At 53.6% G+C, this 17088-nt stretch carries 13 protein-coding genes; 9 read left to right on the top strand and 4 right to left on the bottom strand.

What is annotated here, in order from left to right; genetic code table 11:
* Positions 1-148: 148 nt before the first annotated feature.
* The 6 genes from FH974_RS16630 (at position 149) to dgcA (ending at position 5381) form a co-directional block, all read left to right on the top strand.
* Positions 149-934, top strand: a complete 786-nt coding sequence (locus FH974_RS16630) for an ABC transporter substrate-binding protein (protein WP_053061945.1) — start codon at positions 149-151, stop codon at positions 932-934.
* A gap of 43 nt (positions 935-977) precedes the next feature.
* On the top strand, positions 978-1691 hold the full coding sequence (locus FH974_RS16625; protein ID WP_207103953.1) for an ABC transporter permease: 714 nt from the start codon (positions 978-980) through the stop codon (positions 1689-1691).
* A gap of 22 nt (positions 1692-1713) precedes the next feature.
* Positions 1714-2523, top strand: coding sequence for an ABC transporter permease (locus FH974_RS16620; RefSeq protein WP_047887681.1), 810 nt, complete (start codon positions 1714-1716; stop codon positions 2521-2523).
* A complete protein-coding gene (locus tag FH974_RS16615) occupies positions 2513-3292 on the top strand; it encodes an ABC transporter ATP-binding protein (protein ID WP_207103952.1) in 780 nt (259 codons plus the stop codon). The genes FH974_RS16620 and FH974_RS16615 overlap by 11 nt, the downstream gene beginning before the upstream one ends.
* Positions 3293-3381: 89 nt before the next feature.
* Complete coding sequence (gene dgcN, locus FH974_RS16610) at positions 3382-4392, top strand: N-acetyltransferase DgcN (protein WP_207103951.1); 1011 nt, start codon at positions 3382-3384, stop codon at positions 4390-4392.
* Positions 4392-5381, top strand: coding sequence for an N-acetyl-D-Glu racemase DgcA (gene dgcA, locus FH974_RS16605; protein WP_242551942.1), 990 nt, complete (start codon positions 4392-4394; stop codon positions 5379-5381). The genes dgcN and dgcA overlap by 1 nt, the downstream gene beginning before the upstream one ends.
* A gap of 229 nt (positions 5382-5610) precedes the next feature.
* On the opposite strand, the gene FH974_RS16600 is transcribed toward dgcA, so the two are convergent.
* On the bottom strand, positions 5611-6477 hold the full coding sequence (locus FH974_RS16600) for a SphA family protein (RefSeq protein WP_207103950.1): 867 nt from the start codon (positions 6475-6477) through the stop codon (positions 5611-5613).
* Positions 6478-6968: 491 nt separating this feature from the next.
* Here FH974_RS16600 and FH974_RS16595 point away from each other — a divergent pair, with 491 nt between their 5' ends.
* On the top strand, positions 6969-7850 hold the full coding sequence (locus FH974_RS16595) for a DMT family transporter (RefSeq protein ID WP_207103949.1): 882 nt from the start codon (positions 6969-6971) through the stop codon (positions 7848-7850).
* Between the two features lie 289 nt (positions 7851-8139).
* Here FH974_RS16595 and FH974_RS16590 read toward each other — a convergent pair whose 3' ends face one another.
* The 3 genes from FH974_RS16590 to FH974_RS16580 all read right to left on the bottom strand — a co-directional run bounded on the left by FH974_RS16590 (position 8140) and on the right by FH974_RS16580 (position 10423).
* On the bottom strand, positions 8140-8763 hold the full coding sequence (locus FH974_RS16590) for a dioxygenase family protein (RefSeq protein ID WP_207103948.1): 624 nt from the start codon (positions 8761-8763) through the stop codon (positions 8140-8142).
* A 118-nt stretch (positions 8764-8881) separates the two neighbouring features.
* Entirely contained in the window at positions 8882-9652 is a 771-nt protein-coding gene (locus FH974_RS16585; RefSeq protein WP_047887676.1) for an ABC transporter permease, read from the bottom strand.
* 120 nt (positions 9653-9772) lie between these two features.
* Positions 9773-10423, bottom strand: coding sequence for an ABC transporter ATP-binding protein (locus FH974_RS16580; protein WP_207103947.1), 651 nt, complete (start codon positions 10421-10423; stop codon positions 9773-9775).
* A gap of 576 nt (positions 10424-10999) precedes the next feature.
* Between FH974_RS16580 and FH974_RS16575 the strand changes: the two genes are divergently transcribed.
* Together FH974_RS16575 and FH974_RS16570 are read left to right on the top strand one after the other, a co-directional pair.
* The gene (locus FH974_RS16575; RefSeq protein ID WP_207103946.1) at positions 11000-15037 is read left to right on the top strand and encodes an AsmA family protein; all 4038 of its coding nucleotides are present in this window, start codon (positions 11000-11002) and stop codon (positions 15035-15037) included.
* 695 nt (positions 15038-15732) lie between these two features.
* Positions 15733-16974 carry a response regulator gene (locus FH974_RS16570; protein WP_047887673.1) on the top strand — a complete coding sequence of 414 codons (1242 nt, stop codon included), beginning with the start codon at positions 15733-15735 and terminating at the stop codon, positions 16972-16974.
* Positions 16975-17088: the final 114 nt, after the last annotated feature.

The following is a 17088-nucleotide window of genomic DNA, read 5'->3' as shown; positions in this document are numbered from 1 at the left end:
TCATTTGTAAACATTTAACATCTTAATAACACTCAGAGTGTTGCACTGACTGCCTGAACGTAGAAGAGGAGGCAGCAAGCCAGTCACCACACGACAGGGATGCAACGCGCAAACACAACATCACAATAAAAAATCAAAGGACACCACAATGCGAAATACATTCTGCTCGCTGGCACTGACAGCACTGCTTGCGTCACTGCCTGTCCATCAGGCACAGGCTAAAGACACAACCCTGCGAATTGCGACCGAGGGCGCCTACCCTCCGTTCAACTACTACACCCCGGACGGTCAGCTGGCAGGTTTTGATATCGATATTGGTCGCGCACTGTGTGACAAAATGGCCATTAAATGCACCTTCGTGGCACAGGATTGGGAAGGCATTATTCCGGCGCTGCTGGCTGGCAAGTATGACGCCGTGATTGCGTCAATGTTTATCACCGAAAAACGCAAAGAGAAGGTAGACTTCACCGAACCGTACCAGAAATCAGCCATGACGTTTGTGGTGCCGAAAGAGTCTAAACTCACGGATTTCTCACCGTCTGCCATGGCAGGCAAAACCATCGGTGCACAGGGTGCAACCACACAGGGGGATTTCCTGTCGGCACTGTACCCTGACTCGGATGTCCGCCTCTATCCAACACAGGATGCCGTCAATCTGGATCTGGTTTCCGGCCGTCTCGATGCACAAGTCGGTGACATCATTCCAATGCTGAACTGGGTTGAAAAATCGCAGGATGGCAACTGCTGCAAACTGGCTGGTGAACTCATTACCGATCCGAAATACGTCGGTGAAGGCGTCGGGATTGCCGTTCGCCAGGAAGACGACAAACTGCGCCTGCAACTGAATCAGGCACTGGCAGCTCTCGTGGCTGACGGCACCTATCAGAAAATCAACGACAAATACTTTTCTCTGAACATCCTGACGCTGGAATAAACCGGCAGACATCCCGACTTGCAGTGATTTCGGAGAAATGTTTATGCAATGGTTTGATTACCTGAGCTTTGGCCAGCAGGGCTGGGGCGATGAACTACTGAGCGGCCTGGGGGTGACTCTGGGTCTGGCTCTGGTCACGCTGCCTATTGGCCTGATGCTGGGTTTTATAGTGGCGGCGGCCTCGGTGTCGGGCAAACCGCTGCCTCGTGCAGCGGCCACCGCCTTTACAACCACCATCCGCGGGATTCCTGAGCTGCTAACCCTGTTCATGATTTACCACGGCGCGGGTCTTCTGATTAACACCCTGCTGAAAGCCATCAATCCGGAGGCCGAGTTTTTTGAACTCAGCCCTTTTGTGGCGGGCACGGTCGCGCTGGGGCTGGTGTTTGCCGGGTATGCCGGTGAAGTGCTGCGCGGCGCCTGGCAGGCGTTGGATCGCGGCCAGCTCGAAGCCGGCCTGGCGATCGGCCTGAACCGCAGGCAAATCTTTTTTCGCATTGAGCTTCCGCAGCTACTGCGCCTGGCACTGCCCGGCCTCGGTAACCTGTGGATCAACCTGGTCAAGGACACAGCTCTGGTTTCCGTGATTGCCCTGAACGACCTGATGCGCATGGCGAACGTCGCGGTTGGGGTCACAAAGAAACCGTTTCTGTTTTTCCTCACGGTCTGCGTCATGTACTGGATTATCTGCCTGTGCTTTGCCTGGTGTATCGGCAAGCTAGAGCAGAGGGCTAACCGCGGCATTCGCGCCTCATAGCACCGAATAAGGACATATACCCATGTTTGAGATGTTAATCAGCTACGGGCCCAAATTGCTTGATGGCGCCATCATGACCCTGAAGCTGACCTTTATTGCGGTCGCGATTGCTTTGCTGTTGTCATTGCCACTGGCAATGCTGCGCCGCAGTAAAAAAGGCTTGTTTCAGTATCCGGTACGCCTTTATGTATCGTTTTTCCGCGGCACCCCACTGCTGGCGCAACTGTTTCTGGTGTATTACGGCTCCGGTCAGTTTCGTCCCGAACTGATGGAGGCAGGATTGTGGTGGTTTTTCCGTGATCCGTTTTACTGCGCCCTGTTTACCTTTGCGCTGAACTCCACGGCATACCAGATTGAGATTCTGCGCGGCGCGTTGCAGGCGGTTCCACCCGGAGAAGTGGAAGCCGGGGTGGCTATGGGCATGCCGCCGCACCTGTTGTACCGCAAGATCATTCTGCCCCACACCTATCGGATCGCGTTTCCGGCGCTCGGGAATGAAATCATCCTGATGCTCAAAGGCGGGGCGATTGCCAGTGTGATCACACTGCTGGATCTGATGGGACAAACTCGGCGTGCGTTTTCACAGACATTTGATATTTCCGTCTACGTCTGGGCCGCCCTGATCTATCTGCTAATCACTACACTGTTTGTGCTGGTCTGGCGCCGGATTGAACACCGCTTAACGCGTCACTTGCGACTGAATATTGTGAGCCGTCCGGCCAGCTCTCAGGCAGACACACGGCCGGCCACACAACAGCCAAGCATGCAACAAACGAACACATCAGTCGCAGCTCAACCGTTGCAAGCCAAGGAGGCTACCCATGTCCGTTAATACCGCTGAAATCGCCTTGCAGGCCGACAATCTGCACAAAGCCTTTGGCAATATCGACGTGCTGAAAGGCGTCTCGCTGGCAGCTCGTAAGCATGACGTCATCACCATCATTGGTTCCAGTGGCTCAGGCAAAAGCACCTTCCTGCGCTGTCTGAACCTGCTGGAGATGCCCGACAGCGGCACTTTACAGGTACACGGCGAGGAGCTGGATCTGTCCAAGGCGGCCGCCGGTCAGGCCGACAAGGCGCTGCAACGCCAGATCGAGCGTACCCGTGCCCATCTGGGCATGGTGTTCCAGCAGTTCAACCTGTGGAGCCACATGACGGTGCTGGAAAATGTCATGCTGGGGCCATGCTGTGTGCTCAAACGCGACAAAGATGAGGTCGAGAAGCAGGCCAAGGCACTGCTGGATCGGGTCGGCATGCTGGAAAAATGCCATATGTACCCGGATCAACTGTCCGGCGGCCAGAAACAACGTGTCGCCATTGCTCGTGCGCTGGCGATGGAGCCGGACGTGATTTTGCTGGATGAACCGACATCGGCACTGGACCCGGAGTTAGTCAGTGAAGTCCTGCTCGTGATCCGCGAGCTGGCGAAAGAAGGCCGCACCATGATTATGGTGACGCACGAGATGCGCTTTGCCTGTGATGTATCCACGCACGTAATCTTCCTCCATCAGGGAAAAATTGCCGAACAGGGGCCACCGGAACAGCTGTTCAACCACCCGCAATCGGAACATCTACAACGATTTTTATCCTCCCAGTACTGAATGTATTGAAGCCTGAAAACAACCGTCCTTGGCATGGTTTGAAAACATGCTGATGGAACACTGCGAATAAATGACAGAAGGACAACACCATGACAATGAATGAACTGAAAACCCCGTATCTGGTTTTTCTGGGCGATGCTCAGGATCTGCTGATGGCCAAAGTGGCGAAAGGTGTTGCCCATTGGCGTCCGGAAAAATGCCTGGCGCAGAACCGTTTTGACAATGCCAAAGCCGATCTTGGCCTGCCGGATATGTCGATCCGTGACGCGGCAGAAGCCGGAGCCAAAACCCTGATTCTGGGTCTTGCCCCTATGGGCGGCACCCTGCCCCAGAGCTGGATCCCGCTGCTGATTGAAGCGATGGAAGCCGGTATGGACATTGCCAGCGGCCTGCATATCCGCCTCAACGAAATCGAAGATCTGGTCGCGGTGGCCAACCGCACCGGACGCCGGATGTTTGACGTCCGTAACCCGCCGAAAACCCTGCAATGCGGTACAGGCCAGCCTCGCAGCGGTAAGCGCCTGCTGACAGTAGGCAGCGACTGCTGTGTTGGCAAAATGTTTACCGCACTGGCGATCCACAAGGAAATGGCCGCACGTAACATCAACGCGACCTTCCGTGCCACCGGCCAGACCGGGATCCTGATTGAAGGCTCCGGCGTACCGGTCGATGCCGTGGTCTCTGACTTTATTGCTGGTTCGGTTGAACAACTGAGCCCGGCCAACGATGCCGATCACTGGGATATTATCGAAGGTCAGGGCTCGGTGCTGCACCCGGCTTATGCCGGTGTCAGCCTGGGTCTGCTGCACGGTGCACAAGCCGATGTGATTATTCTGTGTCACGAAGAAGGCCGCATTCAAATGGACGAAATGCCGGGCTTTGAAGTGCCGGATTTTGACACGCTGATCGAAACTAATCTGGCGTTGGGTCGCATCACCAACCCGAACATCAGTTTGGGCGGTATCGCGCTCAACACGTCATCACTGTCTGAAGACGATGCATTGAAAGCCATTGCACGTTATCAGGCCAAATTTGGGGTACCCGTGGTGGATCCGGTCCGCACCGGCGTGGCAGCAATTGTTGACGTGCTGGAGGGCTGATGATGCGCAAGATGACTGTCACCGTTGAAAAGTGGCCGCTGAAACAGCCTTTCGTTATCTCTCGTATGGATCCCATGCTGCATGGCGAAGTGGTGGTCGTTGAGATAGAGGAAAACGGCATTGTCGGACGCGGGGAATGTGAACGCAGCGATGTGTTCGAACCGGATTACCCGAACGTCACCAATGGCATTGAGGCGGCTCGCGAGGCCGTAGAACGTGGCGCCAGCCGTGAAGATCTCCTGTCGCTGATGCCGGCCGGGTGTGCGCGCAACGCGGTTGACTGTGCCCTGTTCGAGCTCGAAGCGAAACAAAAAGGCCACACTGGCTGGCAAATGGCTGGGTTCCGTGAAGCGCCGCAACCGGTGACCACGGTCTTCACCCTGTCGCTGGATACGCCTGAAAACATGGGCGCAATGGCAGCGCAGAATCAGGACCGTCCGATCCTCAAGCTCAAACTGGGCCGTGAAGGCGACATCGAGCGTGTGGCTGCGGTGCGTGCCGCAGCGCCAAACACCCGACTGGTGATTGATGCCAATACCGGCTGGAGTCTGGAGCAACTGAAAGACTATCTGCCTAAACTGGCCGAGCTGGGGGTCGAAATGGTTGAACAGCCTCTGCCTCCGGGTCAGGATCATTTGCTGGAGCAGATCGACCCAATCATTCCGATTGCTGCGGATGAGTCGTGCATTGATCGCAGTTCGCTGCCTGAACTGGTCGGACGCTATCAGATCGTCAATATTAAGCTGGATAAAACCGGTGGGATGACTGAAGCGCTGGCACTGCTGGAAGACGCTCAGGCGCTGGGCTTTGACATTATGATCGGCTGCATGATTGGAACGTCGCTGGCAATGGCACCGGCAATGCTGCTGGCGCAGCAAGCGCGCTGGGTCGATATCGACGGACCACTGTTGCTCAGCAAAGACCGTGACAACGGCCTGATTTATCAGGGCAGTCAGGTGATTGCGCCAGACGTGGCGGTGTGGGGCTAATCTCTCGCAGAAGCTGCCGCTATCAGGCCAATACCAAGCGTTTGGCTAAGGCGATTAACTAAGGCGATTAACTAAGCCGTTTAGCGAAAGTGTGAAAACCGCCGACGTCTCCGAAATGGCCAACAATCCAAGCAGGGCTCAGCCCTGCTTTTTCCATTTTGGGAGATAGATAGTTTTTGAGCGACATCTTTTTTCTTTGCGCTAACGCAGAGTGAGCAAAAAAGTTGGTTCAGAAATTAACCCGCAGCTTCCACGAGAAGGTGTTACCTTCCGGCCGCCGACGGGTTGTAAACTCATTCAGCCATTTGAGCTCAGACACAATTTCCGAGTTGGCAAACTGCTTTCGATAGGTCAGCACTGGTCCCACTCCGGCCGCCATGCCCTTAAAATCCCCGAATCTGGCACCGTCGCCACTGTCAGCACTGAGTTGCTGATACCAGTAACCGGTCAGGCCGATTCCGGTAAAGCCACCCAGCAACATTACATGCTGAATCAGCGTTGATTCCAGATGCCCCTGCACCCCGGAGCGATAGTGGGTCTCTGTATTTTCCGTGTTCACATCGATGCCGGCGGAGACTACAAACTCCTGCCCGGTCATTGGCTGCAGGTAGACCACTGAGGCCGATGGGGAAAATGACCAGTAATTACGGCCGGGATTGGCAAGACGACCCACCTCATAGCGCCCGGTCGGCGCATAAATTCCAAGCCGCCATTCGCTGTACCAGTCGTCTGCCAGCGAAGTGGATAGCATCAGCGGCAGCAACAGAACATCGCCGATACCATCCTCACTGTCATGTCGGAACCCGGAACGCCCGGAAACCGGGTCATCCTCCACATTCGCGCTGACATCGAGCGAGACATAAGGCAGTGACAGTCCCAGAGCATACGCCCAGCCATCACCGAATTCCCGACCGGGGTTCCACATCAGGTTCAGGGCAAGCACCTTCATATCAACATCGAGACGGGTCGCCAGCATGCCCCCCACAGGGACGGCCTGCTCTGGCTTGGCGATATTTCCGTCATAGCCGAAGCTGTCCAGACGCACACTGAACGGGGAAGATCTAGGCGCGGTAACCGGTGTCACCAGCGGTAACATGTCGATAGCCGACGCAAAGGATCCCGGCTGATAATGCCCACCACCGCCCTCCTCAGCATGCGCAGTGAGCGGTCGCCAACCGAGTATTAGCCACAGGAGCAGCAAAGCCCACAGCCAAAGAGGCGGCCAAGCCCGCGGCCTGCTCCTTCCCACGAGAGAGCGGCCGAAAAATCTGCCGCTTTTCCGGACCATCGTCATCCCCGAGCTAAGCGGAGCAATGACACAAAGTACGTGCTTTACCCGACTCACCTTCACCTTTTCCCCAACCTATCAGTCAGCCAATGACAGTATAGTCAGTGACTTGCTGCGACCCTGTCAGGCAAATCAGACTTATCACTTATGAGAGTCAGCTGGGTTTGTTTTTTAGCGTGCCATCATAAAAACCCCAAATCGAAAAATAATTTTTAAAACACCTTTTCAACTTTGAAATTTGCACTACAATGACGCCACGTTTATCGGCGCATCGCCGTTTCCTCTGCAGGCATAGTTTGATGTCGAATTCCATTTCCCGAGCGGTTGCACTTTTAGTACTTGCCAATTTGCTGGCCTCTTTTTCCGATGTTTCGCTTAAAGTCCTCAACGGAGAAGTACCGACATTTCAGTATGTTTTTATTCGGCAGCTTATCAGCACCCTTATCCTGCTGCCGCTGTGGCTGAGACTTCCCCGCGCACAAAGGATGCAAGGGCGTTGCTTCATCACATTTTCCCGGGCTCAGCTTATTTTGCTTGGCAGCGCCTGCGCGATGATCACTATTACCTATTTGCCGCTGGCGACCGCTAATGCGATGTTTTACGTCGGCCCACTGCTGATGCTGCCGCTGTCAGTGGTTTTATTACGAGAGAGACCGGCTCTGAAACAGATCATCGCCACGCTGGTTGGCTTCGGCGGCGTACTGGTTGTCCTGCGGCCGGAACAGTTTCACTGGGCAGCACTGGCCGGACTGGGGTGCGCGCTCTCAATGGGATTAGGCAATATCCTGATTCGTCGCTTACCCACCGATCAGCCGTTAATTTCTACCTTGTTCTGGACCGGGGTAATGACACTGCCTCTGGCTTTCATTCTGGCGATACCTGAATGGGGTACGATTTCTTGGTCGCATCTGGGCTGGATCATGTTGATTAACCTGCTTGTGCTCGGTTATCACGCCCTAGTGGTACTGGCATACAAAGGTGTGGAGGCAAACCGTATTGCTCTGGCCGAATATTCAGGCCTGGTGTTTGTCACAGTCATGGGAGTGATGTGGTTTGATGAAATACCGGATGTGCTGACTCTGGTGGGCATCGTGCTGATTGTCGTGCCGATGATGCCAGTCAGGTGGTCAACATACCTGCGCCGCCATCGCCAAAAACGGGTTTGCGAATCGATAGACTGAAAAACAAAACAACAGACGCCCCTTCGACTGACGGCCGACCATGTGGTAACCGGAGATACGGATGAGCGAAACAGCTAAAAGACAGAACTGGCGGCAGGGAAATCATGGAACACAGAAAGAGCAAGGAAGATAGGAAGATAGGAAGATAGGAAGATAGGAAGATAGGAAGATAGGAAGAACAGGTTGCACGCTTGTACTTAATACCTTAAAAATACCTTAAGCAAAACCACGCAATCTGTTCACCCTCGGCCTTTGAAGAATGAGTCAAACCGGCACTGCCCTGACCTCGTTACACCACAAAATTGAACACGGCACCCATCTGCGCCATGTCTTGTCCGGCGTCTCGTGAGCCGGAGGCAATGGGTTGTGGATCCATCTGCAACTCATCGCGGTTTCGTCCCCACCATTCGTTGCCAGTCTGACCTCGAAGGTATAATTGTGTCGTCAGTAATTCCCGTTCACCGCGCCAGACTTTGACGTGAATATGTGGCGGCCTTCCTGTGTACGGCACCGGATAAAGGGCATAAAATCGGTATCTTCCCTCCGCATCGGTGACCACCGCACCAAAACCGGCGAAATACGGGTCAACCCGCGCTTGACCGGGTTGGTTCGGATGATGATAAATCCCTGCACCATCACACTGCCAGATCTCCACCCGACAATCGGCCTGCGGCTCACCCTCGGTATTCAGTACCCGGCCACTCAGCCACATTGGTGAACCATTCACCGCCTCAGCATTCAGGATCAAATTCTCGCGAAGCGGAATAGCCTCCACCGGATAAAACGGTCCTTCCGTTTGCGAGGGTGTCAAACGAAGTTTACCGGCCGCCAAGGCAGTCCGAAACCGGTTCCCCACCGATTCCAGCATACATGCTGCGAGAGTGAATACTGCCAGGAAACGCCGCCTGTTCATGGTTGCCTCCGCGAATAATGTCCCGGTTGTTTAACAACCAATCGTCAATAAAGTCTGCATTTTTAAGTGTGGCAGACCGGTCGACGAATGTCAGAAGAACATACATTGTCCGCTAACGTTACAGCCTGAGTGCGCCGTATTGGTCAAACGCGTACCGCGCCGCAACTGCCAGTGTGGTTGTGACAGACAAGGTGGCAGAAATGAAGATCGCCACCATGATGACCAGCTGATATTTCACTGCCAGCATCGGCTCGGTGCCACCCAGGATCTGGCCGGTCATCATGCCCGGCAAGCTGACAATACCCAGGGTTGTCATAGACGCCAGCTGTGGTGCCAGTGCCGCTTTCACGGCTATGCGGTGAAACGGCCGTTCCGGGTGTGGCGCCCCCATCGCGAGATAGAACTGGTACTCTCGGTGATTCTCGCTGAGTTGGCTGTACCACCGCTCCAGCGCCAGTACATTGGCCGCCAGACAGTTACCCAGCAGCATGCCCGAGATTGGGATCAGGTACTGAGCCTGCCACCAGGGGTTGGTCTGGATCACACCAATCAGCAACGGCGGCAGTACAATCCCCAGAGCCACCACCTGACCAGCCATCACGGCAGGCATCGTCCGCCTGAGCGAAACGCCCGAGCGGCGACAAATTGTTACCGCGGCCACCAGCACCATGGCCGACAACCAGAGCGCATTAAGCCCGGGATGCTGAAAAGAGAACACAACCTGCAAATACAGTCCCACGACCGACAGTTGCACCGTCATTCTCAGCAAGGCCATCAGCAGGTCTTTACCTAGCCCCAACTGCCAGCGATAGAACAGCCCCAAAGGCAAAAGACAAAGCAGATAAAATCCTGCCAATGCCCACGGACTGAGTGTCAGTGCACTACCCATTATCGCCCTCTTTGTTTACTGCTTCTTCTTTACTGTTCATGTTCAGCTTGCTTGACGTGCCTTCCTGGCTTGCGGTCCGATCTATTGGTTCCTTTTGATCTTTACGGCTCCTTTTGATCATTACGGTTCCTTGTGATCATTACCGTGCATCGTGTACTGCTGGTCAGCGCACGCTATCCAGGCCGGGTCATGTGAGACAGATACAACCGTGACAGACTCTTGTGCCAACAATGCCAGCACGTTGTCGCGATTATTCGGATCCAGGGCGGAAGTCGGCTCATCCATAAACCACAAGGGGCGATTCATCAGCACTGCCCGGGCAATTGCGAGGCGCTGTTTTTCACCGCCGGAAAGGCGAGTCACCGCTGTCTCGTCATCATGATGTAAACCCAGCTTGTGCAGCAACGGCTGATACTGCTCGCGCACAGGCAACGTATGGCTGCAGGCGCCTAACCGCCACGGCAGTAACAACGCTTCAATCAGCGACATTGCCCCCATCACCGGGTCCTGCGGCAGATAGCAAAATTGTTGCCGCCACCAGTGCAGATTGGATTCCTGAACAACCTGCTGTTGCCAGGTTACGGTTCCCCCATGTGCGGGACGCAATCCCACCAGCACCTGTAACAGACTGGTTTTGCCACACCCCGATGGCCCGGAAACCACAAGATGCTGGCCGAGGTGCAATGATGCGTTCAGCGTATCGGATGTTCCGCTCCCTCGCTCGGCAGCTAAAGCGTGGATGGTCAGAATAGAAGGCGGGTGTGTCGTCATACTACTTTCCTGTTACCCAATAGCCGGAGAGCAAAGGGCTGGTGCAAATGTTAATCTTCCCTTCACAAGCGAAAGGTTAACAAGACGAAAAGGATCCTGAAAACTCAAGTCTAGATAAACCCAACCTCAGACACAAATGATTGAAAATCATAACAAACATCAATCATGCTGATTCCATACTTCAATCACTGACTGGCTGCGCGCATTCTTCATCAGCCTTCTCCAAGCCACCCCATCGCGCAGCCCTCTTCACACTGCCTAAATCCTCTGCAGTCAGGCTGCTTCACCCTGTTTTAATTACTGCCCGAGCAGATCCGAAATAGCGCGTTTTTTCCTCAACAGGGGCAAAATCGCTTATGCAACTCCCGACATCTGAAACTAAAAAGCAAAGTGTCTGTCAGATATGTTGGCCTGCCTGCCACTGCCCGTTGATTTATGTTAAGGTGCCGCCAAATTACGGTATCGGCAGTGAGCTGTACGCGTTTCACGTCAACGTCACAAGCACTCGGGAACGCCTTCGTAAGCGGCTGCGGCGATAACGCTGCGCCTTTACCCAACGTCATCCTTCATAAAATTATGCAATCAAAAAAACCAGTATCTTCCTCTGACGCTGAAACGAACAACAACGCCGGTTCGCCAGAGAAGCAAACCCTTTTACGCAAGTTTAAATTAAGGAAATGGGCCAAATGGACTGGTATTGGCGTTCTGACACCGACAGTGGCGCTGACTGCGCTGCTGAGCGTCGGCATTGACGTCGATCTGACCCCACATAAAACCAGAATCAGTCAGTGGTTGACCGATACGCTGGCGCGGGAAACCCGGATCGAGGGAGATATCCGCCTGGCGCTCTCATTCAGCCCGGAAATACAGCTCGAAGCCATTTCTGTTGCTAACACCGAGGCATTTCAATGGCAGCCATTGCTGCAATCGGGCAAGCTCAACGCCCGGGTCAACTTGCTTCCACTGCTGACCGGTACGCTGGCGGTAGATTATCTGGAGCTGGAAGACATCCAGGTCCAATTGGGGAAAGACGCAGACGGGCATGCGAACTGGTTACTCGGCAACGGGATCGCCGCAGCTCAACCTGTATCCCAGCCAGCACCTCAAACAACACCAGACTCTGCATCTGCCGGACTGCATCTCACCCTGAGTGATAAGATTTCAGCCAAAAATATCTCGCTGATTTATCAGGACCGCCAGGAAAACCTGTTCTACGACAGCTATCTGGAAAGCCTTTCTCTGAATCAGGACGATAGCGCATGGCAGCTGCTGGCCCAGGGCGCGGTCATGGGACAAGCATATCAGCTTGATCTGCGTGGCGATCTGCTACAACTGCTCAATCAGCAGCAAGGCAAGTTGCAGGTCAACGGTGAGTTGGCCGGCGCCTCCCTGACGGTTGATGCCGATATTGTACCTTGGCACAGCGGAGATTCTCAGGCCGATATCCGCCTGCACTGGCGTGATACCGGCCCTGTTACCGCATTGCTGGGTCTGGACGTCAAACCAGCCGCGCCGCTGACCGTAACGGCGTCGCTGAAAGGCTCTTCAGAGCGACTGGCAATCAACGACCTGAACATTGACAGTCCGGTCACGCAGGGACAGGGCTTTTTAGCTGTCACTCTTGGCGATCACACCACCATTGACGGTGAGCTCACCGTACCGCTGATTGATCTGCGTCCGTGGCTGGCCCCGGAGCCTGAGCCAATGATGCGCGCCTATGCTTCAGCTCCTCAGCAATCTCCGTTACAGCGGGCGCTTGAGCAATGGCTGGTCAACACTTCCACCCGGCTGGATCTCAACATCCATGAAGTAAAAGGGCTGGGGTCCTCAGTCGAAAACCTGTCGCTGTCTGTGAATGGAAAAGACGGCCTTTTGTCAGCGCCAATGACCGCGGATATTGCCGAAGTGCCGTTCCGGGGACAGGCCACACTGGATGCCACCGACTGGACCTCGACACTGGCAATTACACTAGGTGCAGACAATTCTCCGCTGGGGGAAATGGCGCAATGGCTGACCGGGATCCCGCACGCCAGCGGTACTCTGAAACATGCCGCATTATCGGTTGACACTCAAGGCACCAAACTGAGCGAATGGCTGGACAACGCCAAGGTCGGTCTGGCTATTGATGAAGCGCTGGTCAAATGGGGCGAAAGCGCCAGCTTCAGCATAGCGACGGCCCGACTGGAAGCCGGTATGAACCTGCCGTTTTCGTCAACGCTTGATGGTCAGCTGATGGGACTGCCCACTCGCATTCGGGCACAAGGGGGCACACTGGGTGATGTGCTTGCTGAACGCGATTGGCCGGCACAGCTGGAAATCAACAGTCCGGCAGTGACAGTACGGGCAGACGGTTTGCTGAAACAGTCCCGCTGGCGTGACGGCAGTTGGCTGAATCTGAACGTCAACAGCCCGGATGCCGCCCGGTTAAGCCCGTGGTTGGGCACACAGTCCCAGATCAGCGGCCCGGTACGTTTCAGCGGCAAAATGGATTATCGTGAAGGCTGGATCAACCTGGCCATGCCCGATCTGACCCTGCTCAAAAGCCGGGGCAATGTCAATCTGCGCTGGAAACCGGATGAACAGCGCCCCTTCCTGGCCCTTGACGCGCGTTTCAGACAGCTAGATTTTACCCAATTCGGCCAATTTATAAATGATGATTCCCTGCCTGAAGTAGAGCAGACCGTCCCAACCCAAGGGGTCAATCTGGATGTTCCCCTGCTGGGAGAGGCGATGGTGATTGCTGATGCCGATCTAAACGTCAGTGTTGATACCTTAAAATGGGCCAATCAGAAAATGGACGCCTTGTCATTCAGTGGCAAAGTCCGCAACGGACGTATGGCAGCGGCGCCGATTCAGGCTCACTACGCCGGCAGCCTGTATAAAGGGGACATCGCCTTTGGCATCAATGCCGCCAATATTGATGCCCAGCTCAATCTGGCCGTCAACAATCCGGATATCGGTACCATTCTGCACCAGTTTAACATCACTGATTCGTTTGATATGCACCTGGCACAAGCCCGTCTGGCTGTCAGCCTGGAAGGCCGCACCGTACTCGAATTGATGGAGCATGCACAAGTCAGCGCCGAGCTGAGCGGCGGTCGCGCAAGCATTGCTGATAGCTACACCGGTAAAGCGCTGGCGGTGAAACTCGACCGAGGCCACTTTGTCACCGGGCCGGACACCCAAACCCGCCTGACCCTGAGTGGCATGGCGGCCGGACAAGTTGCCAGCTTCAGCCTGGATTCGCTGTCGCTGAAGGCAGTCAACGATGGTCGGGAAAAACTGCCGGTTACTGTACGCGCTTCGCTGGGTGACATGGCATTCAATGCCCGCTCCCACCTTGCGCTGCCGATCAACCCTCGGGATCTGTCACTGACATTTGACGCTTCACTGCCGAATCTGGATAGATTGGAGCCTTTCACCAGCATCGACATGCCGCCTTACGGTCCGGTCAATGTGACAGCTCAGCTGGATCTGGATGCCGTGGGTTACCATCTGCGTGACCTGCTGGTACAGGTAAACGAAAGTTCGCTGACCGGTCAGGGTGCCTTTCTCCCACCGCTGAAAGCCGGTTCCCGTCCGCGTCTTGAATTAGCGCTGAAAGCCCCGTTTATACAGTTGGATGACTTTAAAGTGGGTGACTGGGCCGCATGGGCAAAAGCCGGGGTTCCTGTGACGGAAAAAGACACGGCACAGCAGACTGCCGCGAAAGGGAAAACCAGCGATACCAGCGCCACTGAAGACAATGAAGGCACGGCCATGACGACCCCGTTCATCAGCCCGGAGGGACTCGATAAATTCAATGCGCAATTTAACCTTAATGTGGGCGAAGTTCGTTCCGGAAAAGACTGGCTGGGTGCCGGTCAGCTGGCTTGGACGCTGGAAAATGGCCTGTTTACACTCAAACCGATGTTCGTTCAGTTACCGGGCGGGAATATTCAGCTCGATAGTCAAATCAAAGCAAAAGACGAGATGTTTGACATCCGTCTGAATGGCAACATAGACAACTTCGATTACGGTATTCTGGCCCGTCGTCTGGCGCCGGACAGTGGTATGTACGGCAAACTGAGCACTCAGTTTCGCCTGAGCAGTCTGGCCAATTCTCCGGACACCCTGATGAACAATGCCAACGGACACATCGGCGTTGCAGCGTGGCCAAAACAGTTAGAAGCCGATTTGATTGACCTTTGGGCAGTCAGCCTGACCGATGCGATCATCCCTAACTTCACCAACAATGACCCATCAGTGCTCAATTGTGTCGCGGCAGCGATCGATGTGAATCAGGGCGCGCTGAAGCAAAAAGAGATGTTACTGGACACCTCGCGGATTCAGGTTCAGGGGGAATTTGATGCCAGTTACGCAAACCGTGATTTCTCGCTGTTCCTGCGACCACAATCGAAACGCGCCCAGATTTTCAGTCTGCAAACGCCGATAAAGGTATACGGTAAGTTTGAGAAATTTGATTTTTCGGTTCCGATGTCAGCGATCCTGGAAACGTCCGTCCGTTTTACAACCAGCCCGGTTATATCCCCCATTCGCTGGCTGGTTGAAAAACCCCTGCCTGCCGATGGCAGCCAACAGTGCGAACAAATCTGGCAACACTATAATTCATAATACAAAAGCCAGCCTTCGGGCTGGCTTTTTGGTACCTACCGTCCACATTTCCAGGGCACCTGTTCGCTTTACGTTATTTACTGTTACGGAAAAACAGGTACGGAAAAAACAGGGTAAAATAACAAGCACTAAAATGCTTACCTCTTTTCTGACTCTCATTCAGACACAACACTTTTTAGAAAAAAGGCCGTGCCGTGAATGAATCCCGCTCAATTAGACGCATTTCATCAACATGAATGAGCTCAATAATCTTTCTCTTAATCCGTATTTTTTCACGACAAAAATATTGCCGTAAGAAAAACGCTAAAAATATAGGGGAATATTTACCCGGCTTTTGTTCACTTTGCGACAATAAATAAGTTCAGAGAATGTTGGACCTCAAAAGCATATAAAATCCAAACAAACCCCAACAATAAAACATAAAAATCATAACTTTAACTAAGACGCCAGTAGTGAAAAAGTCAGCAAACACCGACCGGCCTAACAACCGGAGTAGGTCTTTTATTCTGCTAACAATCACTCACGTCACAGAGCAGAGAGTGTTGTCCGAATTATCTTCCGTTATTTTATTCCAGGAAAATTGGCAGAAAATACATTTCACAGCGCAATAATCACTTTTATCAAAACTGTTATTTGTATCTAAAAATAAAATAAATCATAATAATGCGACCGTGTATCCGCGATATTAAACAGGCATGACAAATTTTGAAGCAAACGAGCAAAAAGTATTAGTCGTAGAAGATAGCCGCCCATTTCGACGAGTCATTGAAAGCGAACTAAGACAAGCCGGTTATACGCCTGTGATTGCTGAAACCATCGCGGAAGCGGAACGGATTCTTGACGAAAGCACCCACTTTCTCTGTGCCATTCTTGACTACTGCCTACCGGACGGTCAGGACGGTGAAATCATTGACGTCTGCCTGTCAGTCGGCGTGAAAGTGATCGTGCTCACCGCCATGATGGACGAACTGACGCGTGAACGGGTGCTGGCTAAAACCGTCATCGATTATGTCCCGAAGGACAGCCCAACCTGTATCAGCAGTATCATTCCAATTCTCAAGCGCCTGGAACACAATGCGGGCCACAAAGCTCTGGTCGTGGATGATTCCGCTACCGCCCGTAAATACACGCGCAGTCTGCTTGAGCGCCAATATCTGACGGTGCTGGAAGCAAGTAATGTCAATCAGGCCCTGGCACTGATTGAACAGGAAAAAGGAATCTCGCTGGTGATCACGGATTACAGCATGCCTGAACGGGATGGAGTCAGCCTGGTGAAAGAACTGCGCCGCAGATTTCGACCGGGGCAGATGGCCATCATCGGGTTATCCGCCAGCGATGAAAATGCCCTGACCGCTAAATTTCTGAAAGCCGGTGCCAATGATTTCCTGAAAAAACCCTTTAATCAGGAAGAGTTCTATTGCCGTCTTCACAGTACGCTGAACATCATGGACTCAGAGCGCAACCTGTTCCAGATGGCCAACAAAGACTACCTGACCCAGACATGGAACCGCCGCTATTTCTTTGAACACCCGCAGGTCAAGAAGCACAGCGGGCCGCGCTGTCTGGCGCTGCTGGATATTGATAACTTCAAAGGTCTTAACGACACCTATGGCCACCACATTGGCGACATGGTACTGATTGAGCTGGCCAAACGGCTGGAAGCTTATTTCCCGGATGCATTGGTCGCCCGCTTCGGTGGCGAAGAGTTCTGCATTTTATATGGCAACTCCGCCGAAATTTTTGAGCGTCGGCTGGATATTCTGCGCGAAGACATTGCCAACACGGAACTCACTATTCTCGGCAACCCAATCCGTTACAGCATCAGCCTGGGTGTGGTACACGCTGAAACCGGGATTCATGAACTTATCCAACGTGCTGATGCCTGCCTGTACAGTGCCAAATCCAGTGGCCGTAACCGCATTGTGAAAGAAGCATAAGAGCGAAATTGTAACCCATTCGCTTGTCTTCGCTTGGCATCATTTATCATGTCATGTCTGCCGTGGTAATTATCCAACAGACATGCAGTTGGTAGGGGTTTTACACTGTAAAAT

Origin of the sequence: Photobacterium ganghwense, assembly GCF_017329545.1 — a bacterium.
In the GTDB taxonomy this organism is placed as follows: Bacteria; Pseudomonadota; Gammaproteobacteria; order Enterobacterales; family Vibrionaceae; genus Photobacterium; species Photobacterium ganghwense.
The sequence above is the reverse complement of the archived record's forward strand: the minus strand, read 5'-3'. Positions and strand labels throughout refer to the sequence as shown.